The sequence below is a fragment of the Flavobacterium melibiosi genome, assembly GCF_048158545.1.
Lineage (GTDB): Bacteria > Bacteroidota > Bacteroidia > Flavobacteriales > Flavobacteriaceae > Flavobacterium > Flavobacterium melibiosi.
Window position 1 is genome coordinate 64,494 of the sequence record NZ_JBLNKU010000004.1, and the last position, 20,979, is coordinate 85,472.

The 20,979-nt window shown below is 34.2% G+C and carries 22 protein-coding genes; 11 read left to right on the forward strand and 11 right to left on the reverse strand.

The annotated features are described in order from the left end of the window. Nucleotides 1-14 precede the first annotated feature (14 nt). The 5 genes from ACM55F_RS06050 to ACM55F_RS06070 all read right to left on the reverse strand — a co-directional run bounded on the left by ACM55F_RS06050 (nucleotide 15) and on the right by ACM55F_RS06070 (nucleotide 3,860). Nucleotides 15-425, reverse strand: coding sequence for a lipoprotein (locus tag ACM55F_RS06050; protein WP_416852861.1), 411 nt, complete (start codon nucleotides 423-425; stop codon nucleotides 15-17). A 131-nt stretch (nucleotides 426-556) separates the two neighbouring features. Further along, nucleotides 557-1,564: a recombinase RecA gene (gene recA / locus ACM55F_RS06055; RefSeq protein WP_282727903.1), complete on the reverse strand. Its 1,008-nt coding sequence runs from the start codon at nucleotides 1,562-1,564 to the stop codon at nucleotides 557-559. Nucleotides 1,565-1,764: 200 nt separating this feature from the next. Continuing rightward, nucleotides 1,765-2,274: an acyl-CoA thioesterase gene (locus tag ACM55F_RS06060; protein WP_416852863.1), complete on the reverse strand. Its 510-nt coding sequence runs from the start codon at nucleotides 2,272-2,274 to the stop codon at nucleotides 1,765-1,767. Between the two features lie 49 nt (nucleotides 2,275-2,323). Beyond that, complete coding sequence (locus ACM55F_RS06065) at nucleotides 2,324-2,707, reverse strand: DoxX family membrane protein (RefSeq protein WP_416852864.1); 384 nt, start codon at nucleotides 2,705-2,707, stop codon at nucleotides 2,324-2,326. Between the two features lie 4 nt (nucleotides 2,708-2,711). Next, nucleotides 2,712-3,860, reverse strand: coding sequence for a DNA polymerase III subunit (locus ACM55F_RS06070; RefSeq protein ID WP_416852865.1), 1,149 nt, complete (start codon nucleotides 3,858-3,860; stop codon nucleotides 2,712-2,714). 220 nt (nucleotides 3,861-4,080) lie between these two features. On the opposite strand from ACM55F_RS06070, the gene ACM55F_RS06075 reads away from it, so the two are divergent. From ACM55F_RS06075 to ACM55F_RS06110, 8 genes are all read left to right on the forward strand, one after another. Beyond that, a complete protein-coding gene (locus tag ACM55F_RS06075; protein ID WP_416852867.1) occupies nucleotides 4,081-5,136 on the forward strand; it encodes a sensor histidine kinase in 1,056 nt (351 codons plus the stop codon). Beyond that, entirely contained in the window at nucleotides 5,133-5,822 is a 690-nt protein-coding gene (locus tag ACM55F_RS06080) for a LytR/AlgR family response regulator transcription factor (RefSeq protein ID WP_416852868.1), read from the forward strand. Before ACM55F_RS06075 ends, ACM55F_RS06080 begins: the two co-directional genes overlap by 4 nt. Before the next feature lie 144 nt (nucleotides 5,823-5,966). Beyond that, entirely contained in the window at nucleotides 5,967-6,698 is a 732-nt protein-coding gene (locus ACM55F_RS06085; protein ID WP_416852869.1) for a dioxygenase family protein, read from the forward strand. Between the two features lie 91 nt (nucleotides 6,699-6,789). Beyond that, nucleotides 6,790-7,476 (forward strand): pirin family protein, encoded by a 687-nt coding sequence (locus ACM55F_RS06090; RefSeq protein ID WP_416852870.1) that lies wholly within the window; start codon nucleotides 6,790-6,792, stop codon nucleotides 7,474-7,476. A 179-nt stretch (nucleotides 7,477-7,655) separates the two neighbouring features. Continuing rightward, nucleotides 7,656-8,843 carry a phosphoglycerate kinase gene (locus ACM55F_RS06095; protein WP_416852871.1) on the forward strand — a complete coding sequence of 396 codons (1,188 nt, stop codon included), beginning with the start codon at nucleotides 7,656-7,658 and terminating at the stop codon, nucleotides 8,841-8,843. A gap of 298 nt (nucleotides 8,844-9,141) precedes the next feature. Then, the gene (locus ACM55F_RS06100) at nucleotides 9,142-10,998 is read left to right on the forward strand and encodes a LysM peptidoglycan-binding domain-containing protein (protein ID WP_416852872.1); all 1,857 of its coding nucleotides are present in this window, start codon (nucleotides 9,142-9,144) and stop codon (nucleotides 10,996-10,998) included. Nucleotides 10,999-11,046: 48 nt separating this feature from the next. Further along, nucleotides 11,047-12,024: a DUF4837 family protein gene (locus ACM55F_RS06105; RefSeq protein ID WP_416852873.1), complete on the forward strand. Its 978-nt coding sequence runs from the start codon at nucleotides 11,047-11,049 to the stop codon at nucleotides 12,022-12,024. Between the two features lie 41 nt (nucleotides 12,025-12,065). Beyond that, nucleotides 12,066-12,512 carry a GNAT family N-acetyltransferase gene (locus ACM55F_RS06110; RefSeq protein ID WP_416852875.1) on the forward strand — a complete coding sequence of 149 codons (447 nt, stop codon included), beginning with the start codon at nucleotides 12,066-12,068 and terminating at the stop codon, nucleotides 12,510-12,512. On the opposite strand, the gene ACM55F_RS06115 is transcribed toward ACM55F_RS06110, so the two are convergent. The 3 genes from ACM55F_RS06115 to rnpA all read right to left on the reverse strand — a co-directional run bounded on the left by ACM55F_RS06115 (nucleotide 12,513) and on the right by rnpA (nucleotide 15,473). Next, entirely contained in the window at nucleotides 12,513-13,319 is an 807-nt protein-coding gene (locus ACM55F_RS06115; RefSeq protein ID WP_416852876.1) for an OmpA family protein, read from the reverse strand. After that, entirely contained in the window at nucleotides 13,319-14,956 is a 1,638-nt protein-coding gene (locus ACM55F_RS06120; protein WP_416852877.1) for a S41 family peptidase, read from the reverse strand. The genes ACM55F_RS06115 and ACM55F_RS06120 overlap by 1 nt, the downstream gene beginning before the upstream one ends. Before the next feature lie 103 nt (nucleotides 14,957-15,059). Next, nucleotides 15,060-15,473, reverse strand: coding sequence for a ribonuclease P protein component (gene rnpA, locus ACM55F_RS06125; RefSeq protein ID WP_416852879.1), 414 nt, complete (start codon nucleotides 15,471-15,473; stop codon nucleotides 15,060-15,062). 125 nt (nucleotides 15,474-15,598) lie between these two features. On the opposite strand from rnpA, the gene ACM55F_RS06130 reads away from it, so the two are divergent. The 3 genes from ACM55F_RS06130 to ACM55F_RS06140 all read left to right on the forward strand — a co-directional run bounded on the left by ACM55F_RS06130 (nucleotide 15,599) and on the right by ACM55F_RS06140 (nucleotide 18,066). Beyond that, nucleotides 15,599-16,333 carry a lysophospholipid acyltransferase family protein gene (locus ACM55F_RS06130; RefSeq protein WP_416852880.1) on the forward strand — a complete coding sequence of 245 codons (735 nt, stop codon included), beginning with the start codon at nucleotides 15,599-15,601 and terminating at the stop codon, nucleotides 16,331-16,333. Nucleotides 16,334-16,343: 10 nt separating this feature from the next. Continuing rightward, on the forward strand, nucleotides 16,344-17,330 hold the full coding sequence (locus tag ACM55F_RS06135; RefSeq protein WP_416852881.1) for an acyl-ACP desaturase: 987 nt from the start codon (nucleotides 16,344-16,346) through the stop codon (nucleotides 17,328-17,330). A gap of 82 nt (nucleotides 17,331-17,412) precedes the next feature. After that, a complete protein-coding gene (locus ACM55F_RS06140) occupies nucleotides 17,413-18,066 on the forward strand; it encodes an HD domain-containing protein (RefSeq protein WP_416852882.1) in 654 nt (217 codons plus the stop codon). Between the two features lie 94 nt (nucleotides 18,067-18,160). Here ACM55F_RS06140 and ACM55F_RS06145 read toward each other — a convergent pair whose 3' ends face one another. The 3 genes from ACM55F_RS06145 to ACM55F_RS06155 all read right to left on the reverse strand — a co-directional run bounded on the left by ACM55F_RS06145 (nucleotide 18,161) and on the right by ACM55F_RS06155 (nucleotide 20,977). Then, complete coding sequence (locus tag ACM55F_RS06145) at nucleotides 18,161-18,565, reverse strand: hypothetical protein (RefSeq protein WP_416852883.1); 405 nt, start codon at nucleotides 18,563-18,565, stop codon at nucleotides 18,161-18,163. A gap of 146 nt (nucleotides 18,566-18,711) precedes the next feature. Continuing rightward, entirely contained in the window at nucleotides 18,712-19,494 is a 783-nt protein-coding gene (locus tag ACM55F_RS06150) for an enoyl-CoA hydratase/isomerase family protein (RefSeq protein ID WP_416852885.1), read from the reverse strand. A 10-nt stretch (nucleotides 19,495-19,504) separates the two neighbouring features. Then, nucleotides 19,505-20,977 carry a sensor histidine kinase gene (locus tag ACM55F_RS06155; RefSeq protein ID WP_416852886.1) on the reverse strand — a complete coding sequence of 491 codons (1,473 nt, stop codon included), beginning with the start codon at nucleotides 20,975-20,977 and terminating at the stop codon, nucleotides 19,505-19,507. Nucleotides 20,978-20,979 lie beyond the last annotated feature (2 nt).

The following is a 20,979-nucleotide window of genomic DNA, read 5'->3' on the forward strand; positions in this document are numbered from 1 at the left end:
AGTTTTTAAGGACATTAATTAGTCACTGGAATTTCAACCTCTTCAAATATATTTTGACCATTGGCGTCCTCGCCTTTGTAAAACTTAAAAATATAGGAACCGGTATTGGTTACATAAAAATTGAAAGAAACCTCAATGGGCTCCGTAGTTAAAGGTGTGCAATTTGTACTTTCAAGAACGGTAGTTTGTATACCAATTGTTCTTACGTTTAAATTTTTATCGTAATAGATTCCTTGAAAAGAATGGCAATCTGAAGGTTTTTTGTACTTCAATTTTATTTCATAGGTTTGCCCTAAAGTGAAAGATTGAGGCACTGTGTAACTGTCTATTGGAAGTACTTCATAGCTGTAATTTGGTTGATCATCATCAATACTACAGCCCGTCAGGGTCAATAAAAACAGGGTGAGTAAAACAATTTTTTTCATCTTTAATAATTAAAAGTTAATACTATTCCGTCAATTTAAAAGTTTTTATTGACGGTTTTCTTAATAGATGAAATTTTTTTAAAAGGTTGCGTTATAAATTAAAAAAACCCGAGAATATCGGGTTTTAGTTTTTATGCTGCTGCTAATTCTTTTATTCTGGCTTTAATTTTTTCTTCAAGTTCATCCGCTAATTCCGGATTGTCTTTTATTAAAGATTTAACAGCATCACGACCTTGTCCTAATTTGGTTTCACCATAACTGAACCAAGATCCCGCTTTTTTGATGATTTCAAACTCTACTGCAAGATCTAAAATTTCTCCTGTTTTTGAAATTCCTTCACCATACATGATGTCAAATTCAGCAATTTTAAATGGTGGAGCTACCTTGTTTTTCACCACTTTTACTTTGGTTCTGTTTCCAAGGACATTATCACCATCTTTAATTTGTGTAGAACGACGGATATCTAAACGAACCGAAGCGTAAAACTTCAATGCATTTCCTCCCGTTGTAGTTTCCGGATTACCAAACATTACACCAATTTTCTCTCTCAATTGATTGATAAAGAAAACAGTACAATTTGTTTTACTGATGGTTCCTGTTAATTTACGTAACGCTTGAGACATTAAACGAGCGTGAAGACCCATTTTAGAATCTCCCATTTCTCCTTCAATTTCACTTTTTGGAGTCAAAGCGGCAACCGAGTCAATTACTACAATGTCAATTGCTCCTGAACGAATTAAGTTTTCAGCAATTTCTAAAGCTTGTTCTCCGTTGTCGGGTTGTGATATGATTAAGTTTTCGATATCTACTCCTAACTTCTCTGCATAATTTCTATCAAAAGCATGTTCTGCATCAATAAAAGCAGCAATTCCACCCGCTTTTTGAGCTTCGGCAATGGCATGAAGTGTTAAGGTTGTTTTTCCAGAAGATTCTGGACCGTATATTTCAATAATTCTACCTCTTGGGTAACCGCCAACGCCTAACGCTAAATCGATTCCCAAAGATCCTGATGAGATGGTTTCCACTTCTTCAATGGCTTTATCTCCCATTTTCATCACAGTTCCTTTTCCGTACGTTTTGTCTAGTTTGTCAAGCGTAAGTTGTAGCGCTTTTAATTTGGATTCTTTCTCTGTACTCATCTTCTCTTTTACCTTTTCTTTCATCTATTTGTATTATTTTATAACTCTAAGAAACTGACAGAATGACTAATTATCCTGAAAATTTCATTTATGTGCGAACATTTATTTTCGTAAAAATACTTCTTTTTTTAATGTAAATTTTCTCTTTAAAGAATATTTTAAATCTAAATTTCAATAAAAAAATAAGTTGATTATTTGTATTACTGGAACAAGGCCTTCAATTCAGTAGCTTCGTGAGGATTTAATTTTCCTGCTAAAACTAAACTGAGTTGTTTGCGTCTCAATGCGGCATCAAAACGTTGTTTTTCCAGCTCTGTTTCCGGAATGATTTGTGGCACTTCTACCGGTCTACCGGTGTCATCAACTGCAACAAAAGTATAAATTGCTTCATTGGCTTTGGTACGGTTTCCGGATTGTCTGTCTTCAACCCAAACATCAATAAATATTTCCATTGAACTTCTAAATGATCTGGAAACTTTGGCCTCTACAATAACCACGCTTCCTAGAGGGATGGCTTTATTGAAAGCCACGTGATTTACAGATGCTGTCACGGCAATTCTCCTAGAATGTCTTCCTGCGGCGATACTGGCTGCACGATCCATTCGGGCTAACAATTCGCCACCAAAAAGATTGTTTAAAGGATTGGTTTCACTTGGCAAAACCAAATCAGTTAATATAGTCAGGGATTCTGAAGGATGTTTTGGAGTCATGTTTTTTATGTAAAAGGGAATTGTTGTTTTTTATAATCGTTTGGAAATTTTAGTTTAGCCAATAAACCGCTAATATAGCGGGTATAAAATAGATAACTATTGTTCTTGCACCATCATAATCTTTGGCTAATCGCTGTCCGAAAAGTAACATCAATAAAGTGATACAGGAGAAAACTGCCCCGTAAAAACCGAATATTCTGCCATTATTTACGAATAATTCAATGCAACCAACAATGCATAAAATACCGGAAATTAATTCTAATACTAAAATATTCAGTAAGGCCAGCGGCACTTGATTTTTTAGTGGAGTTTTGGCAAAATGACCTTTCAACCAGTCCACATTATCTTTCCAATAAAAAAGTTTGTCGTAACCGGATTGCAGGAAAGTAATGGCCAGGAAAATTAAAATTAAAATAGAAGTAATGTTGTTCATTTTATTATTTTTTGTGAATTAAACGGGTGAGTTTTATAGATAAATCGGTTAAAATAATTTTTGCGTTTCCGTTGCGCTCGATGTGATACATGGCATCCGAAAGTTCTTTGAAAATATCATTTATGTTGTTGCCATTTACAAAAGGAGCAAAATTTTCCAATCTGAATTTTTCCACTTTTGGCTCCATGTAAACCAAACTTTCCGTTTGGTAATTGAGTAACAATGCCTGACGGAACATATCAATACAAAAATGTAAAAACTTCTTTTGGGTTTCTCTTCCTAAACTGGCAATTTGCTCGCTCCATTGGATCAAATCCTGAATGGCGGCTGCATTTCCTTTGGCTCTAAAAGCAGCACGAACCCAATCAACAAACCATTTTTCGAAAAAAACGGATTCGCTGTCCGGTAGTAATAATTGCAATGCTTTGTTATAATTTCCTTGTGCTTGATGCGCTATTTTTAAAGCTTCTTTTGATTCCGTGTTCTCTCTTGAAACTAAGGCTTCGGCGATAACGGTTTCACTTAACCCGTTAAAATGTAGGACTTGGCATCGGGAACGAATGGTTTGGATTATATCTTCTTCGTTTTCTGAAATCAGGATAAAAACCGTTCTATCCGTAGGTTCTTCGAGTAGTTTCAATAATTTATTGGAAGCGGCAATATTCAATTTATCGGCCATCCAAATAATCATGACTTTGTATCCGCCTTCGTAGGATTTTAAAGCGAGCGATTTCAAGATTTCCTGGGCATCGTCAACCCTAATTTCTCCTTGTTTATTTTTAACGCCAAGAGTTTGATACCAATCAAACAAACTTCCGTACGGGTTTTGGTTTAAAAATTCTCTCCATTCCGTGATAAAATCGATACTTTTTGGTTTTGTTTTTACATCTTCGGTACTTACGGTTGGATAGATAAAATGCAAATCCGGATGCGAAGTTTTCTGGAATTTGATGTTGCAGGCTTCATTTGAACCCGAATTTTCTGCGTTTTTATTGCTGCAGATAATGTATTGTGCATAAGCAATCGCCATGGGTAAAGTACCGCTTCCTTCAGGGCCAACAAACAGTTGCGCATGGGGAATTCTGCCCAAATCAGCACTTTTTGTCAAATGACTTTTAATGTGTTCTTGTCCTAAAATTTCTGAAAATTGCATAAAGCAAAGATAGCAGAAAATGGTTTAGTCTAAAATTTTAGGATGCAAACTTTCACGTTAGGAAGTTTGCAAAATGATTCTTAAAAAGGGATTGAATTTCATAATCAAACACCGTATTTGTTTAAGATAATTTGTAATTACCTCAATAATTAACGTTTTCACCGTAATAATTTGAATGCTACGGGTTAGAATCTTAAATTTGATTGGTTAAGTTTGATTTATGAAAAAAGATATTTCCTTTTACGTGTTGCATTTATGCTTGTGCTTAGCATTTATGCTTTTGCCGTATGCATTTACTTCGTCAGGAAGTATTTTTAGTTTACCGAATTTAGCAAGTAATGGTCATGATAGAATCTATTTTCTGATCTATTTTATGTTGCTGGTTTTCTTCTACTTTAATTATTACTATTTAATTCCGAAAGTTTATTTTTCAAAAAAACTGATACTGTACTTTATTGTTATAGTCCTATTTTTATTATTCTTTCTATGGATTGCCACTGTTTTTGATCATCCGGAGCGTAATTTTCTGGATTTTGGACATGGAAACCCGCCAAAAGGAGGAATGCCTCCGCCAAAACCTATGGATTTAAGACCGATGGGAGGACCACCAACGCAATATGGGCACACAACTTTAGTTTATTTAATTGGAGTTGTTTCCAGTTTGTTATTTGCCATTAATATTCGGTTACAGAAAGTGGAGAAGGATAAAATGAAATCGGAATTATCCTTTTTGAAAGCACAAATTAACCCTCATTTTTTGTTTAATACCTTGAATAGCATTTATTCTTTAGCGATAAAAAAAGATGATAAAACGGCTGATGCAGTGGTACAATTATCCGAACTAATGCGGTATATCATAACGAATGCTAATGATGATGTGATTGCTTTGGATAAAGAAATTAATTACATCAACAATTTTGTTCAGCTTCAAAAAACGCGTTTGGGCAACACCGTAAAAATTGATTATGTTGTTGAGGGTAACGCTTTTGGCAAATGTATCACACCACTTATTTTAATCTCATTTATCGAAAATACATTCAAGCACGGTGTGAACCCAAATCAGAATTCTGATATTGCTATTCGGATTACAATTGTTGGAGATTATTTAACTTTATTTGTTTCTAATTATAAAGTGCAATCCATTCAATCGGATAGTGGGATTGGACTGCAAAACACAATCGAGAGATTGTCTCTTTTGTATCCCAATAACCATGTTTTAAAAATTGATGATAATCAGGAAAATTATACCGTAATCTTAACAATCAAAGTAGGATGATAAAAGCGATTGCTCTTGATGACGAACCGCCAGCATTGGATATTTTGCAAAGTTTTTGTGATAAAATAGAATATGTTGATTTGCAAAAAACATTTACTAAATCAGAGGAAGCATTCAAATACTTGAAAAAATATCCTGTCGATTTATTGTTTTTGGATATTAATATGCCGTCCATTTCCGGAATTGATTTCTTTAAAAATTTACCACATAAAACAATGGTGATTTTCACAACCGCTTATTCTGAATATGCTGTTGAAGGATTTACGTTGAGTGCTACCGATTACATTTTGAAACCATTTTCATTTTCCCGATTTCAACAGGCAGTAGAAAAAGCCTTTTTGCAATGGAAATTGCAAAACCAGGATCCAGAGCAATTGTATTTATTTATTCGTGCCGATTATAGTTTGATAAAAATCCTGTTTTCGGATATTTTATACATTGAAGGATTAGACGATTACCTTAAAATTCACATACAAAATCAGAAAACTATTGTCGCCAGAATGACTTTGAAAACAATCCTTCAAAAGTTACCTGTTCCGGAATTCATAAGAGTACATCGTTCTTTTATTGTTCCCATTTCTAAAATTGAAAAGGTCCGAAACAAAATAATTTATATCAATCAGGAAGAAATTCCGGTGAGTGCGAGTTATGAAAGTGCTTTTTTTGCTGTAATAAATAAAGAATAAGTGTTGTGTTTATTGTTGAAAAATTACAAATTTAGCCTGATTTTTATTTGTTTACCGCATAAAATCTTTCGGTTACCTCATAAATTTTAGCACTTATTTACATTTAAATACTTTTATAATTGTAACATTAAAATGGTATTTGCTATGGAAAGAAAAGAATTTTTAAAAGGATTGGGCTTATTAGGATTAGGATCTTTGGTCATTCCTATAATTAAAGCCTGTAACAGTGATGCTGCGAATTCTTCAACAGGAACTGCAGGTTCTACTTCTACATCAGGAAATTGTACAGTGACTTCCTCAGAAACTGCGGGACCGTTTCCTACTAAAACACCTTCGTCACTAGTAACGACTAACATTGTGAGTGATAGAACGGGAGTAGGATTTACCATTAATGTTGCCATAAAAAACACCAATGCCAATTGTGCTGCGTTAGCTGGTGCCATTGTAGATATTTGGCATTGTGATAAGGACGGTTATTATTCAGAATATGGAGGAACCGGAATGCAATCAGTAGATTTTACGGCAGTTCATTTTTTAAGAGGAAGACAAACTACAAATGCCAATGGAATAGTTAGTTTCAAATCTATTTTCCCAGGATGGTATAGAGGCAGAGCAACCCACATTCATGTCCATGTTTATAGTGCTTCTGGAACCTCGTTATTGGTTACTCAAATTGCATTTCCTGAAGGCTCAAATAGTGCTGTTGTGTTAGTAAATGCCTCGACAGCTAATGGCTATTCTAAAGGAATGTCAGGTTACACTTATAATGCCAGTGATAATGTGTTTTCAGATGGTGTGGCCAATGAATTGTCAACAATTACCGGAAGCATTGCTGAAGGATTTGTTTTGGAACATACTATAAATGTTGCGGGTTAAGTTTTTTGAATTAGTAAATAAAAAACAATACCAAAACCTGTAAGATTTTAAAATTTTGCAGGTTTATAGTTTAATTGTAAAGGCTATTTTTATGATACAACAAAATCCTGCACAAATATTCAAATCTGAATCGAGAGGCCAGTTGGTATCAAATGGACACGGCTGTTTTTCTACTTTTAATTTTGGAAGTTATTTCGAAGAAAGTAGAAAACCATTCGGAGTTTTACATGTTTTAAACGAAGTAATATTGGCGCCCCAACATTCGATGAAAACGGTTTTGGAAGTCAATACTGCAGTGCTTATTTTACCGCTGTTTGGCGGAGTAGATTATAAAGACAGTTTGTGTAATGAAAGTTTTATAGGAGTCGAGCAAATTCGAATTGTTTCTGCCAAAAAAGGAATGACTTTCGAGCTTACTAATTCTTACGAGCAAGAAAATGTCAGTTATTTACAAATAGGGTTCAATACCAAAATTCAGGATTTCGAAAACAATTTTCAACAGTTTAATTTTGGTTTAACCAATAAAAACCAACTGATTCCATTATTCGAAATTTCAAATACATTGGGTTTTATAGGAATGTATGAGGCAAGAAAAGAAGGATTTTATTCGCTAAAGAACAATTCGAAAGGCGTTTTTGTTTTTGTAATTAATGGTGCTTTTGAAATTGAAAATCGGTTATTAGAATCAAAAGACGGATTAAGTTTATCCGGAATTGATTCTTTAGAATGGGAAGCTTTATCCCAAAATGCGCTTCTTGTTGTTTTAGAAATCCCGTAAAGGAAAGATTTTAGAGACAAATATTTTTTGAAATTAATTCCAAAAAACAAATAATTTGAGATTATTACAACGTTTTCGTTAGTTAATTTCCTTAATTTTAGAACTATTCTTATTTTTTAGTTCCTGAAAAGTTCTATATTTGTTATTCTTTCAAAAAAAACAAACTAAAAATATACTTAATGAAAACTTTAAACGATTTTGATTTTGCAACTAAAAAAGCAATAATACGTGTTGATTTTAATGTGCCTTTGGACGAAAATTTCAATGTAACAGATGCCACTCGTATCGAAGCGGCAAAACCTACAATTGATGCCATTCTTGCTCAAGGCGGAAGCGTAATTTTGATGTCACATTTAGGCAGACCAAAAGGTGTTGAAGAAAAATATTCATTGAAACATATCTTGAAAACAACTTCAGAAGTGCTTGGAGTACCTGTTCAGTTTGCTTCAAACTGTGTTGGTTCAGCAGCTAAAGATGCTGCTGAAAAATTACAAGCTGGAGAAGTTTTATTATTAGAAAATCTACGTTTTCATGACGAAGAAGAAGCTGGAGATGTTGCTTTCGCAAAAGAATTAGCATCACTTGGCGATATTTATGTAAACGACGCTTTTGGAACTGCACACAGAGCACACGCTTCGACTACAATTATCGCTCAGTTTTTTCCAACTGAAAAATGTTTCGGATTATTATTGGCTAAAGAAATCGAAAGCTTGAACAAAGTTTTGAAAAATAGTGAGAAACCAGTAACAGCAGTTCTTGGTGGATCTAAAGTTTCTTCTAAAATCACGGTTATTGAAAATATTTTGGACAAAGTTGACCACATGATTATTGGTGGTGGAATGACATTTACTTTTGTGAAAGCATTAGGAGGTAAAATTGGAGATTCTATTTGTGAAGATGACAAACAAGAATTGGCATTGGAAATCTTGAGATTGGCTAAAGAAAAAGGAGTTCAAATCCATATTCCTGTTGATGTTGTTGCTGCAAATGCATTTTCAAATGATGCTGAAACGCAAATTGTTGATGTTAATGCAATTCCAGACGGATGGCAAGGACTTGATGCAGGACCAAAATCTTTGGCAAACTTTGAAAAGGTAATCATGGAGTCTAAAACCATACTTTGGAATGGACCATTAGGCGTTTTTGAAATGGAAAATTTCGCTAACGGAACAATTACTCTTGGTAAATATATCGCAGCTTCTACAGAAAATGGAGCATTTTCTCTTGTAGGTGGAGGAGATTCAGTAGCAGCGGTAAAACAATTTGGTCTGGAAGACAAAATGAGTTACGTATCAACTGGTGGTGGTGCTATGTTAGAAATGCTTGAAGGTAGAACATTGCCAGGAATAGCAGCTATTCTTGACTAATATCGTATTGCTAAACAAATATAAACCGGTTTGATTTGTAATGTTTCAAATTAAAAAACCGGTATCAGAATTCAATGAAAACCTTAGCGATATTATTTATCGCTGAGGTTTTTTTGTTAAATTTCAAGAATTGATTTTTTAAAGGGTTTTTTACCTCAAAAACCAGTGAAAATTCTTTACAAATGAACGAAAGATTGCATTTTTAACAATATTTATAGAATTTTTTAGTTTAAACCTGTTAAGTTTGTAAAAACAAGCTTTGTAATCATTTGAAATATAGGTCTTTGATCGTAAAAATATGAATATAAAAAATACCGCCCTATCGTTTTTTCTATTAGCATCCGTGCATTTATTTTCGCAAGAAACAGTTGTAAATAAAGACGTTGTAAAAGTAGAAACAAAATTATCCTATTTAGATTCCATCAAGAAAACCTTCATAAAAGATGACCTGGCATCTTGTGTTGACAGTTTGTGGATGAAAGAATTGACAAACTTAGATTTGTACAACAACCTATCAGATGATATTAAGAACATTAATATTGACCAAATAGTGGATTATGAATTACCTACTGCCCTTTTGAAAGAAAGACTGGCGGCAATGGATGCCAAATCACCTTTCAATATTGAGTACAATCAAGGGTTGGAAAATATCATTAAATCATTTCTAAAGAACAGAAAGAAATCATTTGAGCGCTTGATGGGCACATCAGAATATTATTTTCCGCTTTTTGAAGAAGCTTTGGCGAAACAAAATGTTCCTTTGGAGATAAAATATTTGGCTATTGTAGAATCGGCTTTGAATCCAAAAGCAGTTTCTAAAATGGGCGCTACAGGACTTTGGCAGTTTATGTATCAAACTGGAAAACAATATGGGTTGAAAATCGATTCGTATGTTGATGAACGCAGCGATCCATTGAAAGCCAGTGAAGCCGCGGCGCAATACATGACAAATATGTATAAAATATTTGGGGATTGGGATTTAGTTTTGGCCTCTTATAATTCTGGTCCTGGTAATGTTGCAAAAGCCATTAGACGTTCTGGAGGGCAACAAAACTATTGGAACATCAGAAAAAATCTTCCTAAAGAAACACAAGGATATGTACCCGCTTTTCTCGCTACAATGTACATTTATGAATACCACAAAGAGCACGGAATTGTTCCCAACAGAGCCTCAGTGAAACATTTTGCCACTGATACTATTGTGATTAAGAAACAGATGACATTCAAGCAAATATCTGATTTGTTAGATGTTCCGGTGGCACAATTGCAGGTTTTGAATCCATCATATAAGCTAAATGTAATTCCGTTTTATCATGATGAAAATCATTATTTGAGATTACCACAAGAAAAAATAGCCGTTTTTGCGTCAAATGAAGACCAGATTTATGCATTTGCCCAACATGAACTTGATTTTCGTGAAAAACCATTTCAGGTTACAAAAGCGATTGTTGTTCGTGATACAATGAACTATACCACACAACGGATTACGATTCCTAAAACAAAATATTACAAAGTAAAACGCGGAGATAATCTAAGTGAAATTGCCGATAAGTATGACGTTGCTGTTGCAGATATAAAAAAATGGAATAAACTTCGAAGCAATTCCGTTTCTTATGGAAAAACCTTAAAAATAATTACTGATCAAAGTATCGTAAGAACGGTTAAGAAAGAATCAAAAGTGGAGGCAGTTCCTTCAGAACCAATTTCTGAAAGTCAAAGAGTAGTTGCTTCTGAAGTTAAAGTTAACAAAGAAGAAGAATTGGCTTCTAATCCAGAACGAAAAGACATAGAATATGTGGTTCAAAAAGGAGATAATCTAGGGAATATTGCCCATAAATTTGGGGCTTCTTTAGCCGATGTGAAAAAATGGAATAATTTATCGAATCATAACATTGCTTTAGGGGCAACTTTGATTGTTGCCAAGAACGAGATTGTAATTGCTACTGATAATGCAACATCTGGTTCCTTCAAGAAAAAATCCAATATAGCGGGAATATCCAAAAAAGAGAGTGTCGAGTATTATGTAAAAAAAGGAGACTCTTTATTTAGCATTGCCAAAAAATATCCAGGAGTAAGTATTTCAGATATTAAAAAATGGAACGATATTCGCGGGGAAGGTATTAAACCCGGAATGAAGTTAAAAATAAACGGATAATACGATAAACTTCTATAAATTTGGGTTTTATTTCATAATTAAATTATAATGAATAAAACCCATTTTTTATTGCTTCTTGTTTCCTTCTTGTTTTTTTCTTGTGCAAAGAAGAATGATGATTTTCCGCGAAAAACGACTGGAAAAATCAATACTATTTCGGTAATTATTGATGATCAGTTGTGGAATGGTGAAATAGGAGACAGCATTCGTAATAAGTTTGCGTCATCAGTAATTGGATTGCCGCAGGAAGAACCGCTTTTTACCATAAATCAATATCCGGTTAAACTTCTGGAAGGTTTCATGACGGATACCAGGGCGATTATTGTGGTAAAGAAAGAAGAGCAAAATAAATTTGAAATAAAAAAAAATCAATACGCATCACCTCAAAATGTGTTTCATATTTCAGGAAAAACCGCCGCAGATATTATTGTATGTCTGGAAAAAAATGCACCACAAATGATTCGATTAATCAAGCAGACGGAAATCGCCGAAAGCCAGAGAATCAATAGTCAATCATTGCTTAATCCACAACTGATTAATAATAAGTTCCATATCTCATTAAAGATTCCTTCCGGTTATACGTATGTGCTTCACAAAAGCAATTTCATGTGGTTAAAGAAGGAAATTATTGGAGGAAATACGAGTCTCTTAATTTATCAAGTTCCTATAAACTCAATCAAAAAGGACTCTAATCTGATTTCGAATATCATTAAAATGCGAGATTCGATAGGTAATTTATATATTAGCGGAACCGAACCGAATACTAGTATGATTACCGAAGAGGCCTATGCACCATATCTTTCAAAGATCAATCTTGACGAGAAAGAAACATACGAGACCAAAGGAACTTGGGAATTAAAAAATGATTTTATGGCAGGTCCTTTCATCAATTATGCGATTATAGATGAGCAATACAATAGAATTTTGGTTTTGGAAGGTTTTTGTTATGCACCATCAAAGGAAAAAAGAGACCTGATGCATGAATTGGAATCTATTATTAAATCAATTGTAATTGTGAAAAGATAAAACACACTTACTTTAAATTATCATTAAAAAGGAATAATAAAATGGCATTAGAATGGAAAATAAAGCCTTTTGAGGCGCTTTCAGTTCATGAACTATATGATATACTCAAACTAAGAAGTGAAATCTTCGTAGTAGAGCAAAATTGCGTTTATCTTGATCTTGACGGCAAAGATAAAGTAGCGTTACATCTTATAGGTGAATTTGAAGGCAAAATTGTGGCTCATTCCAGATTATTCAAACCCGGAATCAGTTTTGATAATGCCTCTATCGGAAGGGTAACTGTTGATGCGAATTATCGCGACAGAAAATGGGGACATGACTTAATGCGGGAATCAATTGCCGGAATCGCTCATCATTTTGGCGAAAGCAAAATCACTATTGGAGCACAGTTGTATCTAAAAAAATTCTACGAAAACCACGGATTTGTACAAACCAGCGAAATGTATCTGGAAGATGATATTCCGCATATTGAGATGCAGAAAGTTTAACTATATTTTTAAAATAAGAAACTCTACTCTTCGGTTAAGCGCATCTCCTTTTTCTAAAGGGAATTTATTTCCGTAACCTTTGTAAGTCATTCGTTGCGGACTAATTTTTTTTGACATCAGATATCTATAGACATTTCGGGCACGATTCAGGGAAAGTTTTCTTTCATGAGTAAATTCATCGATTGCATCAGTATAATAATTGGGTGTGCAGCATACATGTCCTCTAATTTCAAATTGCAGCGTTTGGTTTTTTTGCAATACCATTATAGTTTTGTCTAATTCTTGCTTGGATTGTTCGGTAAGTTTACTACTTCCCATTACAAACAAGATATTTTCTAAATAAACACGATCGCCAACTTTGTGGTTGTCCTGAAATGAGTTATAAATTCCTTTTCCGAAACTATTTTTTCTAACAATAAACAGATCGACGCGTCTGTTTTTAGACCGGGTTTCAGCTACGTTTTCTTCAATATCTTTTTTCAAAATTACGCGTCCTTTTCCTTCAATAAGAACAATTTTGTTTTTATTAAAACCATTAGAAGTAAGAATATTTTGGACCGTTTTTACTCTATTTTTTGATAATTCATAATTATAATCATTGTCACCTCTGTCGTCACAATAACCATAAATTTGGATAGACTCAATTTTAGTAGTATCTAATTTTTTTGTAAAATCAATTATAGTTTTAATTTGTTGATCATAAAGGCTGTATTTATCAAAATCAAAATAGACAGTTTGTACGGATTTTTCTTGAGCTGAAACATATCCAAAAAACGATAAGAGTATTATTTTAAAGTATTTATGCATTACAATTTTAAAATGGATTTGTATTCTGTATTATTATTCAAAATGCCTACGGATTTTTTAATTTCAGAATTGTTGTTTATATAATATTGATACAGGCCTTCTTGGTATTGATATCGTTTAATAATTTCTTCTAGAATTAAATTCTTGATTTCTTTTTGATTTTTATCCAGCAATGTTTCTTCGCTTTTTTGAAGAGCAGCAAGCAATTGTTGGTATTCTGTGATTATGGATTCGTCTATTTTTTCTTTTTTGGCTACAGCCAAAGTGTTTTTTAGTGCCAACTCCGTTTCGGTATCAAAAGAGAATTTTTGTGCTTTTAAAAACTGTTTAAAGTCTAAAAAATCGGCATCAGAAATCGTTGGGATGGTATTGCCTAGATTTGGATTTTTATAATAATAGCTTGTCACATAATTAAAGATCCCATCGTTTTTTACTAACGCATTTGTTATCGGACTTAATTTTGTTTCGTCAAGTTCAATGTCCGGCTGAATACCTCCGCCGTCATAAACCGTTCTTCCTTTACGGGTTTTGAAAGCAGTATAGTTTTTTTCTTCCGTTTTTGTGGCTAGCCCATTTTTGTCTTTATGGGCATAATTCAAGGCTTGAATACATCTGCCCGAAGGCGTGTAATAACGAGAAATGGTCACTTTTAGTTGCGTTCCATAGGTTAAATTAACCGGCGTTTGCACCAATCCTTTTCCAAAACTTCGACTTCCTAATACCACAGCACGATCTAAATCTTGTAGAGCACCTGAAACAATTTCTGAAGCCGAAGCACTTTTTCCATTTACAATAATGATCAAAGGAATTTCAGTATCAATGGGTTCTCTAGTTGTTTTATAAGTATTGTTGAATTTTTCTGTTTTTGATTTTGTGGTTACTATGATTTCATTTTTGGCAACAAAAAGATTACAAATATTTACCGCTTCGTTCAAAAGTCCTCCAGGATTGTCTCTCAAATCTAAAACAATTCTTTTTGCACCTTCATTTTTTAGCTGTTCCAATGCCATTTTAGTTTCTACAGAAGCCTTGTTGTTGAAATGCGATAAAACGATATAACCAGTTTCAGCATCTATTTTTCCAAAAAAAGGAACCGACTTTATTTCAACTTCATCCCGAACGATTTGGGTAGTATAGCTTTTTCCCTGACGGATGTATCTGATGTCAATTTTAGTGTTTTTTGCACCTTTAAACAATGGAGAAGCATCTTCTTTAAAATCAGACAAAAGAATGTCTCCAACATGAGTAATTTCGTCACCAGCCTTTAGTCCCGCTTTATCAGCCGGAAAATTTTTATATTGTTCTCTAACTATTAATTTTCCGTCTTTTCGAGTCAGTAGAGCACCTATTCCTGTATATTCTCCAGTGCTGTTTATTTTAAAACTGACTACATCTTGCTCGTTAAAATAAACAGTATAGGGGTCTAAACTGGCTAACATGCCTTTGATGGCTTTATCCATTAAGTCTCCGGGATTAGTCTCGTCAACATAATTTTTATTCAACTCCTTGAAAAGGGTGGTAAAAATCTCTATCTGTTTTGCAATTTCAAAAAAATCGTCTTTGAAACTAGCACCAACATAAAGAAATGCCGAAGCGACAACAGGGATTATGAATTTTTTTTTGAAAAAGAAGTTCATGTTTTTTGGACTAAATTTGAGATTACTAAATTAAGAATAAATCACCAATAATTATAAGGGATAAAGTGCAAACGCGATTCTGTCTTATTTAGTAAAATTTGGGTTACTTATTTTCTAAATCTGAGTCATTTTCGGATAACGTTTTTTTGTTGTTTTGAGCCAAGAATTTCTCAAACAATTGAATGGTCTTGGTATTAATTTCCGCATACGTCAACCGGTCTTTAGTTTGGTAAAAAAACATAAAAGCATAAGGCTGGTCCAGATTATCAATCAATAAATGTTTGTTGAGACGATAGGTTTCGCGCAACACACGTTTGAAATAATTACGATCAACGGCTTTTTTAAAGTTTTTTTTAGAAACCGAAACTCCCATTTTAATTTTTTCACTTTCGTCAAAAGAACCGGCTTTATACACCAATCGCAACGGATATTTAGATACTGATTTCCCTTCGGTAAACAGTAATCCAATGGTTATTTTACTTTTTAGCTTTTCGTTTTTTGGGTAAGTGAAGTTCATTTTAATAGAAAAAAGATATAGATTTTGACGTGCAAAGTTACGATTAAACGTTTAGCCTTTATATTGTTTCCAATTTAAATCGGGCTAAAAATATATTTCTTACTTTTGTGGCAAATTTTTAAAGCATGCAAAAACTAATTTCGTATCCCATTTCCGTAATTTATTATTTATGTTTTGGTCTTACATTGGTTATTTTTCATCCAATTCAGTGGGTTTGCTTCAATGTTTTTGGTTATCAAGCCCATAAAAAAAGTGTTGATTATCTGAATTTTTTCTTATTAAAATGTACGAATCTTTTAGGAACAACCTATAAATTTGAAAATATAGAAAGCATTCCTAAAGATGTTCCTTTGATTTTTGTCTCCAATCATCAAAGTATGTACGATATTATTGCTATGATTTGGTTTTTCCGCCGATTTCATTGTAAATTTGTTAGTAAGAAAGAATTAGGAAGCGGCATTCCAAGCGTATCTTTTAATTTGCGTCATGGAGGTTCCGTCCTTATTGATCGGAAAGACCCTAAGCAAGCTATTCCAGCCATCAAAGGATTGTCGGAATATATAGAAAAGCACAATCGTACGGCAGTTATTTTCCCGGAAGGAACAAGAAGTAAAACAGGTGAACCAAAAGAGTTTGCTCAAAGTGGATTGAAAATTTTATGTAAATATGCGCCATCGGCATACGTGGTTCCAATAAGTATAAACAATTCTTGGAAAATGGTTAAATACGGATTTTTCCCTTTAGGTTTAGGAAATCATCTTACCTTTGTAGTACACAAACCGTTAGCGGTTAAAGATTATAATTTTGCTGAATTAATGAAAAAAACAGAAACAGCAGTTGTTCAAGGAATAAAAATTTAATTTATATATAATGTCAATAAAAAACATTCGATTAGAAGTAATGCAGTTTTTGGAAAAAAACGTAGACAGCTTTGTCGATCAGTATCTAATTCCAGTGGAGAAAATATGGCAACCAACTGATTTTTTGCCTAATTCCCAAAGTGATACTTTTTTTGATGAGGTCAAAGAATTACGTGAAATTGCAAAAGATTTACCATATGATTTCTGGGTAACTTTAGTAGGGGATACCATTACTGAGGAAGCATTACCAACATACGAATCCTGGTTAATGGACGTAGAAGGGATTGATAATGTGGAGAGAAACGGTTGGTCTAAATGGATCAGACAGTGGACTGGAGAGGAAAATCGTCACGGTGATTTACTGAACAAATATTTGTATCTGTCAGGTCGTGTAAACATGCGCGAAGTAGAAATGACAACGCAACACCTTATCAACGATGGTTTTGATATTGGGACAGGAAGAGACCCATACAAAAACTTTGTATATACCAGTTTTCAAGAGCTGGCAACTTATGTTTCACACAACAGGGTAGCGCAAATGGCTAAGAAATATGGCGATAACAAATTGTCTAAAATGTGCAAAATGATTGCTGGTGACGAGATGCGTCATCATCATGCGTATAGCGAATTTGTAAACCGTATTTTTCAAGTTGATCCAAGTGAAATGATGCTTGCTTTTCAATACATGATGAAAGCAAAAATCGTTATGCCTGCACATTTCTTGAGAGAATCCGGTGAAAAAATCAGTACTGCTTTCGAACAATTTTCTGATTCGGCACAACGTATTGGAGTTTACACCGCGGCGGATTATGTGGATATTATGCAAAAACTTATTGACAAATGGGAAATTGACAAGATTTCTGGTTTAACTGATGATGCAGAAAAAGCCCGTGATTATTTGATGAAATTGCCAGGAAGAATGGCCAAAATTTCAGAAAGATTGGTCATTCCACAAGAGTCACATATTTTCAAATGGGTAGAGCCAGCTAGACTTTAAATTTTTAATTTAAGAATAATTAATGTTGAATTTTGAAGTTATAACTTTGAAATTCAACATTTTTTTTTAAGATTATACATACATGATAAATCCTGATTTAATAAGCAAAACCATTCTTTTTGTAAAAGCTAAACTAGAAAACGCCGAAGGCGGACATGACTGGTTCCATATCGAAAGAGTGTTTAAAAATTCCGTTTTGATTTCCAAAAATGAAGTTTGTGATACCACTGTTGTTAAACTTGGGGCTTTGCTTCATGACATTGCCGACAGTAAGTTTCATGATGGTGACGAAACCGTTGGGCCAAGAATAGCAAGAGCATTTTTGCAATCAGAAAATGTTGATGAAGAAATCATCACTCATGTGGTGAATATCATTGACAACATCTCGTACAAAGGCGGTAATTTCGAAAAGAAATTCTCTTCAATAGAATTGGATGTGGTTCAGGATGCAGATCGTTTAGATGCGATTGGCGCCATTGGAATTGCCAGAACATTCAATTATGGTGGGTTTAAAAATAGAGCACTCTACGACCCTAAAATTGCTCCAAATTCCAGTATGACTAAGGAGCAATACAAGAAGAACGATTCACCAACGCTCAATCATTTTTACGAAAAATTATTGCTTTTGAAAGATAAGATGAATACCCAGACCGGAAAACAAATTGCAGAAGAAAGACACCGCTATATGGAAGGATTTCTGGCGCAGTTTTATGCGGAATGGGAAGGGGAGAAATAGGATTTTTGATTGCGGATTAACGATTTTAAATTTCAGATGTTTTTTCGATTGCTGGTTTTTTAAATCAAAAGTCAGCAATCGTTAATCAAAAATCTTAAATCGAAATCCCTTTAGCTTTCATTTCAAGAATCACATCTGAAGCGTTTTTAAAAGTTGGCGCTTGCTCAATAATGCTTCCTACTCTTTTTTTATTGAGTTTAAAGGTGATGTCATTCTCCGTTGTAAACAACAAAGCGGTTAAAAACGGGTTATTCATATACGGAGCCAATACAATAAATGCTTCGTCAAGCGTATGGAAACTTTCTATTTCTTCGGTTTTGTAACGCGCGGTAACCGAAAGACTAAATACGTCATTTTCCAGTAAAACGGGGCGCACATAAATATTTTTCAGTTCCGTATCACCAATAGTTTTGGCAAGTGTTAATTTGGCGTAAGTTCCATTTTGGATGCTTTCTTTTACATTTTCCCAGAAAAGTGCAAATACAGGTTGGAAGGACATAAGTTTAATTTTAGATGGTGTGTTATATTCCGAAACGGGTCTGTAAAATTAAGTGTTGTAAACCAAACAATCCGTTTTTGAGGGAAGATTATTTAACGTAATCACTTGTAAACTGAAAAGAGAACCAATGTAGCTCTCTTTTGTTATTATTTTCCAGTAAACACTGCTTTCCTTTTCTCCAGAAATGCTGTTGTTCCTTCTTTAAAATCTTTGGTTCCAAAACATTTTCCAAAGGCTTTTATTTCTGCTTCATAGCCATTTTTTCCTTCTTTGAAATTAGCATTGACTGCTTTTATCGCTTTGCCAATGGCATACGGTGAATTCTTTATTATTTTATTGGCCACACTCACACAATAATCTAAAAGTTCTGCTTCAGGGACTACGTGATTTACCAGTCCAGTTCTGTAGGCATCTTGCGCCGTTACCATTCCTGCGGTCATAATCATTTCCATCGCACGCCCTTTTCCTATCAATTGTGGCAAACGTTGTGTTCCTCCATAACCCGGAATTACGCCCAGTGAAACTTCAGGCAATCCCATTTTTGCATTTTCCGAAGCGACTCTGAAATGACACGCCATCGCTAATTCTAATCCGCCACCCAATGCAAAACCATTTACCGCTGCAATTACCGGAGTTTTTAAATTCTCTATAAAATCAAATAATTTTTCTTGTCCTTCTGCCGCCAATTGTGTTCCTTCTTCAATCGAAAAATTAGCAAATTCTGAAATATCAGCACCGGCTACAAAAGCTTTTTCACCGCTTCCAGTTAGAATAATAGCACGAATTTCGTCATTTTTTCCTAATGTTTTGAAGGCTTTATTCAAATCAGAAATAGTGGCAACATTTAGAGCGTTTAGTTTAGTTGGACGATTAATGGTAATCGTTGCGATGTTATTTTCAGTTGCAATTAAAATATTTTCGTAATTCATAATTGTATTTTTAGGTGTTAATTATTGGAAGCGAAACAATAAAAGTTGTTCCTTTTCCAAATTCAGTTTCAAAGGTAATTGTTCCTTTATAATTTTCGATAATGTTTTTTATAATACCAAGACCAAGCCCCATTCCACTGTTTTTGGTGGTGAATTTTGGTTCGAATATACGGTCGATGTCTTTGGGTTGAATACCAATTCCGTTATCGGCAACGGTAATTAGAACGTTGTTTAATTCTTTCTTTACGGATACAATAATGGACTTGTTTTCCTGCTGTTCCGGAATGGACTGAATGGCATTCTTCGCTAAATTCGTGATGATTCGAATGAGTTGTGTTCGGTCAATTTTCGAAATAATTTCGGGTGAATCACTTTGGAATTCAATGTATTCTTCGTTGAAAATATCCATGGCAAGTTCTACTACTTCCACCACGTTTAAGGTTTCATTTTGCTGCGCCGGCATCGATGCAAAATTCGAAAAAGCCGAAGCCACCGCGCTCATCGTATCAATTTGCTGGATTAAAGTTTCGGAGTAGTCATTCATTTTCTGCTTTACATTGGGGTCAGTCGGGTCAAATTTACGCTGAAAGCTCTGCACCGTTAATCGCATTGGCGTAAGCGGATTCTTGATTTCATGCGCCACCTGTTTCGCCATTTCGCGCCAAGCTTCTTCACGTTCGCTTTGCGCTAATTTGATAGCACTTTTCTCCAGTTCATCCACCATTCCGTTGTATGCTTTTATCAAAAGATTAATTTCTTTGCTGCTGGCTTCCAGAACAATTTTCTCGTTTTTTTGATTCAAACTCGTTTCGCTTAACTTATCTGAGATTGTTTTCAATGATTTAGTGATGTATGAAGAAAGAAAATAGGCCAATGCAAACGCGACGATAAGCATAAAGGAATACACTTGTCCCAGGCGAATTAGAAAGCTTTTTAATTCGTTTTCATAATAGCCGTCGTCTTCTACGTAAGGCAGGTTTAAGATTCCTAACGGTTTGAATTTGTCGTCTTTGATTTGGCTGAAAGCAGAGCGGTTCTTTTTGCCATCAATAGTTTTAATGTCCACGTATCTTTTTTCAATCGAAGAGCGAACCAGTTTTAAAATGTACTTAGGAATTGGCGGAGCCACTTTATCGACAGAAAATGATTCTTTGGAAGATTTTAGCAGTTTTCCGTCAAGGCTGTATATGTTGATTTCGATGTTATGGATGTGTGCTAATTCATGAATTTTATCTTTAAAGATCAAGTCTAAATTGCCAGAGGTCAACGGATAAGTGGTGGTGGAAAGTATGAAGTTGATGTGCTGTTTTACTGCGTTTTCATTTCGTTCCAGACGCTCTTGGTGGTATTCTTTAGCTTCATTTTTAAATTGGATAATAGAAATGGAAGCTAATATGACAGAAGCCATTAATATCAATACGATCATCGAAAGGAAAATCCTGATTCGTAACGAAAGCATTGCTATTTTGAAACTTTTGAACATAA

What these genes read in the sequence shown, in the direction of transcription:
- ACM55F_RS06050 (WP_416852861.1), bottom strand. Translation starts at nt 425, where the DNA reads ATGAAAAAAATTGTTTTACTCACCCTGTTTTTATTGACCCTGACGGGC.
- recA (WP_282727903.1), bottom strand. Translation starts at nt 1,564, where the DNA reads ATGAGTACAGAGAAAGAATCCAAATTAAAAGCGCTACAACTTACGCTT.
- ACM55F_RS06060 (WP_416852863.1), bottom strand. Translation starts at nt 2,274, where the DNA reads ATGACTCCAAAACATCCTTCAGAATCCCTGACTATATTAACTGATTTG.
- ACM55F_RS06065 (WP_416852864.1), bottom strand. Translation starts at nt 2,707, where the DNA reads ATGAACAACATTACTTCTATTTTAATTTTAATTTTCCTGGCCATTACT.
- ACM55F_RS06070 (WP_416852865.1), bottom strand. Translation starts at nt 3,860, where the DNA reads ATGCAATTTTCAGAAATTTTAGGACAAGAACACATTAAAAGTCATTTG.
- ACM55F_RS06075 (WP_416852867.1), top strand. Translation starts at nt 4,081, where the DNA reads ATGAAAAAAGATATTTCCTTTTACGTGTTGCATTTATGCTTGTGCTTA.
- ACM55F_RS06080 (WP_416852868.1), top strand. Translation starts at nt 5,133, where the DNA reads ATGATAAAAGCGATTGCTCTTGATGACGAACCGCCAGCATTGGATATT.
- ACM55F_RS06085 (WP_416852869.1), top strand. Translation starts at nt 5,967, where the DNA reads ATGGAAAGAAAAGAATTTTTAAAAGGATTGGGCTTATTAGGATTAGGA.
- ACM55F_RS06090 (WP_416852870.1), top strand. Translation starts at nt 6,790, where the DNA reads ATGATACAACAAAATCCTGCACAAATATTCAAATCTGAATCGAGAGGC.
- ACM55F_RS06095 (WP_416852871.1), top strand. Translation starts at nt 7,656, where the DNA reads ATGAAAACTTTAAACGATTTTGATTTTGCAACTAAAAAAGCAATAATA.
- ACM55F_RS06100 (WP_416852872.1), top strand. Translation starts at nt 9,142, where the DNA reads ATGAATATAAAAAATACCGCCCTATCGTTTTTTCTATTAGCATCCGTG.
- ACM55F_RS06105 (WP_416852873.1), top strand. Translation starts at nt 11,047, where the DNA reads ATGAATAAAACCCATTTTTTATTGCTTCTTGTTTCCTTCTTGTTTTTT.
- ACM55F_RS06110 (WP_416852875.1), top strand. Translation starts at nt 12,066, where the DNA reads ATGGCATTAGAATGGAAAATAAAGCCTTTTGAGGCGCTTTCAGTTCAT.
- ACM55F_RS06115 (WP_416852876.1), bottom strand. Translation starts at nt 13,319, where the DNA reads ATGCATAAATACTTTAAAATAATACTCTTATCGTTTTTTGGATATGTT.
- ACM55F_RS06120 (WP_416852877.1), bottom strand. Translation starts at nt 14,956, where the DNA reads ATGAACTTCTTTTTCAAAAAAAAATTCATAATCCCTGTTGTCGCTTCG.
- rnpA (WP_416852879.1), bottom strand. Translation starts at nt 15,473, where the DNA reads ATGAACTTCACTTACCCAAAAAACGAAAAGCTAAAAAGTAAAATAACC.
- ACM55F_RS06130 (WP_416852880.1), top strand. Translation starts at nt 15,599, where the DNA reads ATGCAAAAACTAATTTCGTATCCCATTTCCGTAATTTATTATTTATGT.
- ACM55F_RS06135 (WP_416852881.1), top strand. Translation starts at nt 16,344, where the DNA reads ATGTCAATAAAAAACATTCGATTAGAAGTAATGCAGTTTTTGGAAAAA.
- ACM55F_RS06140 (WP_416852882.1), top strand. Translation starts at nt 17,413, where the DNA reads ATGATAAATCCTGATTTAATAAGCAAAACCATTCTTTTTGTAAAAGCT.
- ACM55F_RS06145 (WP_416852883.1), bottom strand. Translation starts at nt 18,565, where the DNA reads ATGTCCTTCCAACCTGTATTTGCACTTTTCTGGGAAAATGTAAAAGAA.
- ACM55F_RS06150 (WP_416852885.1), bottom strand. Translation starts at nt 19,494, where the DNA reads ATGAATTACGAAAATATTTTAATTGCAACTGAAAATAACATCGCAACG.
- ACM55F_RS06155 (WP_416852886.1), bottom strand. Translation starts at nt 20,977, where the DNA reads ATGTTCAAAAGTTTCAAAATAGCAATGCTTTCGTTACGAATCAGGATT.